Annotated in this window: 6 protein-coding genes; 1 reads left to right on the top strand and 5 read right to left on the bottom strand. The window is 67.3% G+C overall.

All coding sequences use genetic code 11. The annotated features are described in order from the left end of the window. From ACQKJZ_RS16810 to ACQKJZ_RS16795, 4 genes are all read right to left on the bottom strand, one after another. Positions 1-408 (bottom strand): rRNA adenine N-6-methyltransferase family protein (locus ACQKJZ_RS16810; RefSeq protein ID WP_427732551.1); only part of this gene is annotated, 408 nt, incomplete at its 3' end. 1 nt (position 409) lies between these two features. Continuing rightward, on the bottom strand, positions 410-1,537 hold the full coding sequence (prfB, locus tag ACQKJZ_RS16805; protein WP_427732549.1) for a peptide chain release factor 2: 1,128 nt from the start codon (positions 1,535-1,537) through the stop codon (positions 410-412). Between the two features lie 65 nt (positions 1,538-1,602). Next, complete coding sequence (locus ACQKJZ_RS16800) at positions 1,603-4,101, bottom strand: penicillin-binding protein 1A (RefSeq protein ID WP_427732547.1); 2,499 nt, start codon at positions 4,099-4,101, stop codon at positions 1,603-1,605. Positions 4,102-4,167: 66 nt separating this feature from the next. Continuing rightward, positions 4,168-5,121, bottom strand: a complete 954-nt coding sequence (locus ACQKJZ_RS16795) for a rhodanese-related sulfurtransferase (RefSeq protein WP_427732545.1) — start codon at positions 5,119-5,121, stop codon at positions 4,168-4,170. Between the two features lie 120 nt (positions 5,122-5,241). On the opposite strand from ACQKJZ_RS16795, the gene ACQKJZ_RS16790 reads away from it, so the two are divergent. Continuing rightward, entirely contained in the window at positions 5,242-5,745 is a 504-nt protein-coding gene (locus tag ACQKJZ_RS16790) for a DUF421 domain-containing protein (protein WP_427732553.1), read from the top strand. Positions 5,746-5,832: 87 nt separating this feature from the next. On the opposite strand, the gene ACQKJZ_RS16785 is transcribed toward ACQKJZ_RS16790, so the two are convergent. Further along, complete coding sequence (locus ACQKJZ_RS16785; protein ID WP_312490382.1) at positions 5,833-7,080, bottom strand: N-acetylmuramoyl-L-alanine amidase; 1,248 nt, start codon at positions 7,078-7,080, stop codon at positions 5,833-5,835. Positions 7,081-7,670: the final 590 nt, after the last annotated feature.

Here is a 7,670-nt window from a genome sequence, read left to right as displayed (position 1 = left end):
AGAGGTGTGCTTTTCCGCTCTTTTTTTTTTTTTTTCGGCCAGACGGTCGCGCCACGCGGCGACGATGTCCTCGGCCAGCACGCGGCCTTCCTTGCCGACCCGCTGCGCCAGGCGAACGGTGTAATAGCCCTCGCCCGCGCCGATATCGGCGACGGTCATGCCGGGCTTGATATTCGCCCGGTCCATGACCTGATCCGCCTCGCGCAGCCGGTCGCGCGCATCCTCGCTGGACCAGCGTGACGAGACGACGTCCGCCACCGGGCGATCCGCCGCCGGAAACGGGCCGGGCCTGTCGTCATCGGCCTGCTGGTTGATCAGCGGCTTCGAGCCGTCGCAGCCGGCCACCGCGCCCCCCAGCGCCAGGAGCAGCGCCACCGCCAGCATCGATCCCGCCCCGTGGACACGCATCTTAGTCGACATCCTCCACCGCGACCGCCTCACCGGTCACGCGTTGCGACAGGGCGGCGGCCATGAAGGCGTCGAGATCGCCGTCGAGCACATCGCCCGGCGCGGTCGAGGTGACGCCCGTGCGCAAATCCTTCACCAGCTGATAGGGCTGGAGGACGTAGGAGCGGATCTGGTGACCCCAGCCGATATCGGTCTTGGTCGCGTTCTCCGCGTTCGCCACCGCCTCACGTTCGGCCAGTTCGCGCTCGTACAGGCGCGCGCGCAGCTGGTTATAGGCCTCGGCCTTGTTCTTGTGCTGCGAGCGCTGGTTCTGGCACTGCACCACGATGCCGGTCGGCAAGTGGGTGATGCGCACCGCCGAGTCGGTGGTGTTGATGTGCTGACCACCCGCGCCCGAGGCACGATAGGTGTCGATGCGCAGCTCGCTCTCGTTGATCTCGACCTCGATATTGTCGTCGATCACCGGATAGACCCACACGCTCGAAAAGCTGGTGTGGCGGCGCGCGGCGGAATCGTAGGGGCTGATCCGCACCAGCCGGTGCACGCCTGATTCGACCTTGGCATAGCCGTACGCGTTCTCGCCCTTGACCAGCAGCGTCGCCGACTTGATCCCGGCCTGTTCGCCCGAGTGATAGTCGATCAGTTCGACCTTCATGCCATGGCGTTCGGCCCAGCGCGTGTACATGCGCTGGAGCATCCCGGCCCAGTCCTGGCTCTCGGTGCCGCCCGCGCCCGCGTTGATCTCGATATAGCTGTCATTGGCGTCGGCCTCGCCGGCCAGCAGCGCCTTGACCTTGTCGCCCTCGGCCTTTTTGGCAAGTTCGCCCAAGCTGGCGACGGCTTCCTTCTCCAGCTCCTCGTCGCCCTCCATCTCGGCCAACTCGATCAGCTCGACCGTGCCCGACAGCTCGTTCTCGATGGCGCGGGTGGCGGTGATCGCCTCGTCCAGGCGGCGACGCTCGCGCATCACGGCCTGCGCCTGTTTGGGGTCGTTCCACAGTGCCTGGTCCTCGACGCGCGCGTTCAGCTCGTCCAGGCGGCGCAGCGCGCGGTCCCAGTCGAGGAAGCGGCGCAGCAGCGCCAGCGCGTCATTGATGGTATCGACATGAGCCTGCGCTTCAGCGCGCATGAAAATTCTCCGAATCGGTCGCCCGTCCGCCCGACGGGCGGGAAAAGACGAATATGGGAAGCGGGCTAGTAGATTCCGCCTTCCCTTTGCAAGAAATCGCTGTCGCGCGGCGGCGCGGGCGTTGCCGGCGCGCTGGGCGTGGTCGGCGCGGTGGCGGCGGCCTCCGCGTTCCGGCGGGCGCGGCGGCGCGGTTCGCTCTCCGGCTTGAACGCCTCCCAGATCACGGCGGGCTTGGGATCGTTGCCGGTCGGAAAGGTACCATAGACCGGCCGCCCGCTCGCCCGGTCGATCCGCACCATGCGAATGCCCGACGCGGCGCGGAAGGGCAGCTTGGGCAGGCCGTCATAGGCGGCCTTGGCGAACTGGTGGAAGATCGGCACTGCGATCGTGCCGCCCTGCGCATAGCCGCCCAGCGAGCGCGGATGGTCATAGCCGATATACAGACCGCCGACGAACTGCGGCGTGCCGCCGACGAACCACACATCGGTCGGGCCGTTGTTGGTGCCGGTCTTGCCGAACATCGGCCGGTCGAGATCGCGCAGGCCCGTGGCGGTGCCGCGCTGGACCACACCCTCGGTGATGTGGACCATCTGATAGGCGGTCATCGCGTCCATCACCTGGCGCTGGTGCGAGACCGGGCGCGGCATCGGCTTGCCGTCATAATCGGCCATGTTGCACCGGTCGCAGGCGCGCCAATTCTCCGGCCAGATCACCTTGCCATGCCGGTCCTGCGCGAAGTCGATCAGCGAGGGATCGCCGCCGCGCCCGTTATTGGCCAGGATCGCATAGGCGTTGACCATCTGCGACACCGTCGTCTCGCCCGCGCCCAGCGCATAGGACAGATAGGGCGGGAAATCGCCGATCCCCATCTGCTTGATCATAGCGACGACGTTCTTCATCCCCACCGTCGCGGCGGTACGCACCGTCATCAGGTTGCGCGACTGCTCGATGCCCCAGCGCATGGTGTGCGGGCCCGCGCCCGCCGAATTGCCGAAATTGCGGAAGCATTTGGTGCCCAGATTGGCACCCTGATCGACGCAGAACGGCCCGTCGACGATGATCGAGGCCGGCGTCATGCCATGGTCCAGCGCGGCGGAATAGACGATCGGCTTGATCGTCGAGCCCGGCTGGCGCTGCGCCTGGGTCGCGCGGTTGAACGCCTGGAGCCGCGCGTCGAACCCGCCCTGCATCGCCAATACGCGGCCCGTAGCCGGTTCCTCGACGACGAAGCCGCCCGAGATGCGCGGCACCGAGCGCAGGCCGAAGCCGCTGCCCTGCGGCGCGACCGCGACGATGTCGCCGACCTTCAGCGCGCTGAACGCGGTCGCCGCCGTACCCCGGCGCGGCATCTGCGCGGCCGAGCGCGGCAGCGTACCAGTACGGCCATTGGCGAAGCCGATCGTTGCCTCGCCCGAATCCTTGGCCGTGACGATGCCGGCGCGCCAGTCGCGATAGTCGAGGCCGATATTGGTGTTGAGCAGCGCCTGCTGCCAATTGTCGTCGTCCAGATCGACATGGCGGATCGGCCCGGACCAGCCGCGCCCGCCCTCGAACCGGACGAGGCCGTCGCGCAGCGCCTCGGTCGCCAGGTCCTGCAGCCGCCGGTCATAGGAGGTGCGCACCCACAGCCCGCCCTCATAGACGCTGTGCGGCCCGCTCTGCGCATTCTCGCCGAACTGCTTGATCAGCTGGCGGCGGACCTCCTCGACGAAATAGCCGCCGACCTGTGCATATTTGGGCGTGCGGCGCAGCACGGTGCCCAGCGGCTCGGCCATCGCCGCGTCATATTGCGCGCGGGTGATGAAGTTGTTGTCGAGCATCTCGCGCAGCACATAGGCGCGGCGCTCCAGCGCGCGTTCGGGATGGCGGATCGGGTCGTAGTTGGACGGCCCCTTGGGCAGCACCGCCAGATAGGCCATCTGGCCGAGCGTCAGCTCATTCAGTTCCTTGTCGAAATAGGCATGCGCCGCCGCCTCGACGCCGAAGGCATTGCGGCCCAGCGCGATCTGGTTGAGATACAGCTCCAGGATCTGCGGCTTGGTCAGCGTCGCCTCGATCTTGTACGCCAGGATCGCCTCGCGCACCTTGCGCGTCGGCGAATAGGCATTGCCGATCAACAGGTTCTTGGCGACCTGCTGGGTGATGGTCGAACCGCCGCGCGCGCGCCGGCCGCTGCCGAACTTCTTGGCATAGTCGATGACCGCGCCCGCCAGGCCGGGATAATCGACGCCGCCATGCTCGAAGAAGCTCTTGTCCTCCGCGGCCAGGAAGGCGCGGACGAGCAGCGGCGGATATTCGTTGAACGACAGCTCGACGCGGCGTTCGCGCGCATAGGACTGGATCGGCGCGCCATCGATGCCGCGTACATGGGTCGGCAACGGCGGCTCATAGGCCTTGAGCGCATCGACCGAGGGCAAGTCGCGCATGAAGACCAGCCAGAACACCCCCGCCCCGATCGCGACCAGCAGCGCGAGCGCGGCGAGGACCTTCACCCACCAACGGCTCCACAGCCGGCGGCGCGGGGTTTCGGGGGATTCGGACGGGTGGGTGGGATCGACGGCCATGGCTTTGCGCCGGCCCGTGTAGCAGGTTCGCCCCGGCTTGCCACCCGCCTTACCGATCGTTGGGCGTTACCCCTTATGCGGTTCGTCGCGCGCGTCGTCCGGCGATGCGAAGCGCGCGCCGACATGCGCCTCTCCACGCGCCGCCGCCAGCTGCTCCTGCCGATGCCGCTCGGCATAGGCGGCCAGCCGCTCCGCATCGCGCGTGCCGTGACAGGCAGGACAGCTCACCCCCTCGACATAGAGCGGCGAGGCGCGATCCTCGGGGCTGACCGGCATGCGGCAGCCATGGCACAACGCATGGTTCCCCGGTGCCAGGCCATGCCCCACCGCGACGCGCGCGTCGAAGACGAAACATTCGCCATTCCAGCGGCTTTCCTCGGCGGGCATCGTCTCGAGATATTTCAGGATGCCGCCGTCGAGGTGGAAGACATCATCCACGCCTTCGGCCTTCAGGAACGCCGTCGCCTTCTCACAGCGTATGCCGCCGGTGCAGAACATCGCCACCCGGGTCTTGCCGGCAAGCAGTTCGTCGCGATGGTCACGGAACCAGGCGGGAAAATCCCGAAAGCTCTTCGTCCCCGGATCGACCGCACCGTCGAACGTGCCGATCGCGACCTCATAATCGTTGCGCGTGTCGATCAGCAGCGTGGCCGGATCGGCGATCAGCGTGTTCCATTCGGCCGGCCCGACATAGGTGCCGACCTCCCGAGTGGGATCGATGCCGTCGACGCCCATCGACACGATCTCGCGCTTCAACCGCACCTTCATCCGGTGGAACGGCATCGTCTCGGCGGTGGAGTCCTTGTAATCGAGATCGGCACACCCCGGCAGCGTGCGGATATGATCCAGCACCGCCTCTATGCCGTTCGGTGTACCGGCGATGGTGCCGTTGATGCCTTCGCTCGCCAGGAGCAGCGTACCGCGAATGCCATTGGCCTCCGCGACCGCCAAAAGGGGTTCGCGCAGCGCGGCGGGGTCGGGGAAGGTGGCGAAACGGTAAAGGGCGCAGACGCGGATCATGACCGCGCCCTTACGCCGATCCGTCAGGAACGGCCAGACGCCGGCGCACCGGCCGATCCCGGCACGAAGACCCGAATATGGCCGGATTGAAACGCGAGCGAACTTACGCGTTGGGACTTGATGCTGTTCGACAATCTTCAGGGCCTTCTTCGGGTCGTCGTCATGTCGCTGCTGGCCTATGCCGGCCTCGTCGTCGTCCTCAGGCTTGCCGGAAAACGCGCCCTGGCGAAGCTGAACGCCTTCGATCTCGTCGTGACGGTGGCGCTTGGATCGACGCTGGCCACCGTGCTGCTCATTCAGAATGTCGCGCTTCTCGAGGGTCTTCTGGCATTTGTCATGCTCGCCCTGCTGCAATGGGCGGTGGCGCGGCTGTCGATCGCATCCGGCTGGTTCCGATCACTGGTGCGCAGCACGCCGCGGTTACTCGTCGAGGACGGCCGCCTGTGCGCCGAGGCGATGCGCCAGGAGCGGGTGACGCGGGGGGAGATCGACGCCGCCATTCGCGCGTCGGGGACGGGCCGGATCGAGGATGTCGGCGCCGTCGTGCTGGAGACGGATGGCAGCCTCAGCGTCATCAAGGGGGGTGAAAAGCCGCTTACGCTCCTGCGCGACGTGCGACGGTGACGATGGGCGGGGCCATCTGGATACTGGCCTGAGACTGACGGAGACCTGCCCCTGCCGGGCTGATCCGGCAGGGGCAGGCGAGCGCCCCTACCGCGACGCCATCCGCCGCGCGAAATGCACCTCCACGGCCTGGAGTACCGCCTGCGCGATCCGCTTCTGTCCGTCGCGGCTGTCGAGGAAGGCCGCGTCCTGCATGTTGGAGATATAGCCCGTCTCGAACAGGATCGAGGGCATGTCGGGCGCCTTGAGCACCATCAACGAGGCCATGCGATGGAAGCTCGGCTTGACCGGGATCAGCGGCTGCGCCTCGCGGCCCAACAGGCGCGCGAAGCTGGCCGAGGCGTTCATCGTTTCGCGCTGGGTCAGATCGATCAGGATCGAGGACACGTCGCTGTTGCCGCCCAGGTCGACGCCGGCGATCACGTCGGCCTTGTTCTCGCGCGCCGCCAGCCGGGCCGCCTCCTTGTCGGAGGCGACGTCGGACAGGGTATAGGCGGTGGCCCCGCGCGCCTCGCCCGCACCGGCACTGTCGCAATGGATCGAAATGAACAGATCGGCATGCAGCCGCCGCGCGATGTTGTAGCGCTCGCGGTGGAGGATGTAGCGGTCGTCCTCGCGGGTCAGCGCCGCGCGCACGCGGCCGCTGGCGACCAGCGTGTCGCGGATCGCCTTGGCGATGGCCAGCGTCACGTCCTTTTCGCGCAGGCCCGTCTGCGGGTTGATCGCGCCGGGATCGACCCCGCCATGCCCGGCATCGATGACGACCAGCGGCCGGTCGTCGGCGCCGTGGACGCGCGGCAGCGGCAGGGTGCGCGTCGCGGCGGGCACTGGCACCGACAAGGTATAGCTGGGCTTGCGCGACTGGAAATGGAACGGGAAGAAGTCGAGCGCGCCGGCGAAGCTGGCCTGGGTATAGCCACGCTTGAGCGGCTTGAGCGTCAGTGACAATTGCCGGCCATCGCTGTCGAAGCCGCCATCGAAGATCGTCGCATCTTCGGCCAGGTCGAAGCGCAGCCGGGTGATGCCGGGCGTGACCACGCTCTGGGTCAGGGTGCGTACCGCGCCCTGATCGATCGGCGCCGGGCCCTTACCGGCGGGCGTCGCCCCGACCACGTCGATCGCGATGCGGCGCGGCTCGTTCAGCATGACGCTGCGCGCGCGTTTGACCGGCGAATCGAAACGGATGATGACCTGCGCACCGCGCACCACCACCTTCTGCACCTTGGCGGCGAAGGCGCTGACGGGGGCGAACACCCCGAGCAGGATGGAAAGCAACATCAACACGGCCCGGCTGTCATGCCGCGCCCAGCGACCGCCGGTCCAGCGAAAAGCCATTACGCAAACCCCTTTTGACGATCCCGGGGATCGACCGGTCCGGGTTAGGCCCCGGCGGGTCACGGGGGACTTTCGGGCATTGGTTAACCGGCAATTCGGCATTTTTCCGCCGGCAAACCGGCGATTCGCCGCCTGTTGCGCAAAGGGTTGCGGGATGCTAGCAATCAACGCGGACCCCGGCCTCGATCACCTCTCCCAAACGATCGGGGGCGGGGCCATCCTTCCAAGGCCCAGGAACGCGACGCATCATCGCGCGCGGGGCCAACCAGGTTGACGCTCGCATGACGCATATGATCCACCCCGCTGACCGACCGGCCCCTGCCGGTGGGATCGCGGTGTCGTGGGTCCGCACCGGCCCCGTCGCCGGCGCTGCGGCTGCGACGGCCACACACGCCGTTTTGACCAGCGGACCGGCGCCTCGCGCCGCCGCCCACCTTATTTACCGCGCGCGACGGCAGCCCTCAGGCCCGGCGCGCGCGTGGAGACTTCATAATGACCACGCGTATGCTGATCGACGCACGCCACCGGGAAGAAACCCGCGTGGCCGTCGTCAAGGGTAACCGGATCGAGGTTTTTTTTTTTTTTTTTTT

It is taken from the genome of Sphingomonas sp. NPDC019816 (assembly GCF_050274375.1).
GTDB lineage: Bacteria > Pseudomonadota > Alphaproteobacteria > Sphingomonadales > Sphingomonadaceae > Sphingomonas.
Note: the sequence above shows the minus strand (reverse complement) of the source record. Positions and strands in the feature narration are given on the sequence as shown.

Coding starts and splice junctions, on each gene's coding strand:
- prfB (WP_427732549.1), bottom strand. CDS start 1,537: ATGCGCGCTGAAGCGCAGGCTCATGTCGATACCATCAATGACGCGCTG.
- ACQKJZ_RS16800 (WP_427732547.1), bottom strand. CDS start 4,101: ATGGCCGTCGATCCCACCCACCCGTCCGAATCCCCCGAAACCCCGCGC.
- ACQKJZ_RS16795 (WP_427732545.1), bottom strand. CDS start 5,121: ATGATCCGCGTCTGCGCCCTTTACCGTTTCGCCACCTTCCCCGACCCC.
- ACQKJZ_RS16790 (WP_427732553.1), top strand. CDS start 5,242: ATGCTGTTCGACAATCTTCAGGGCCTTCTTCGGGTCGTCGTCATGTCG.
- ACQKJZ_RS16785 (WP_312490382.1), bottom strand. CDS start 7,080: ATGGCTTTTCGCTGGACCGGCGGTCGCTGGGCGCGGCATGACAGCCGG.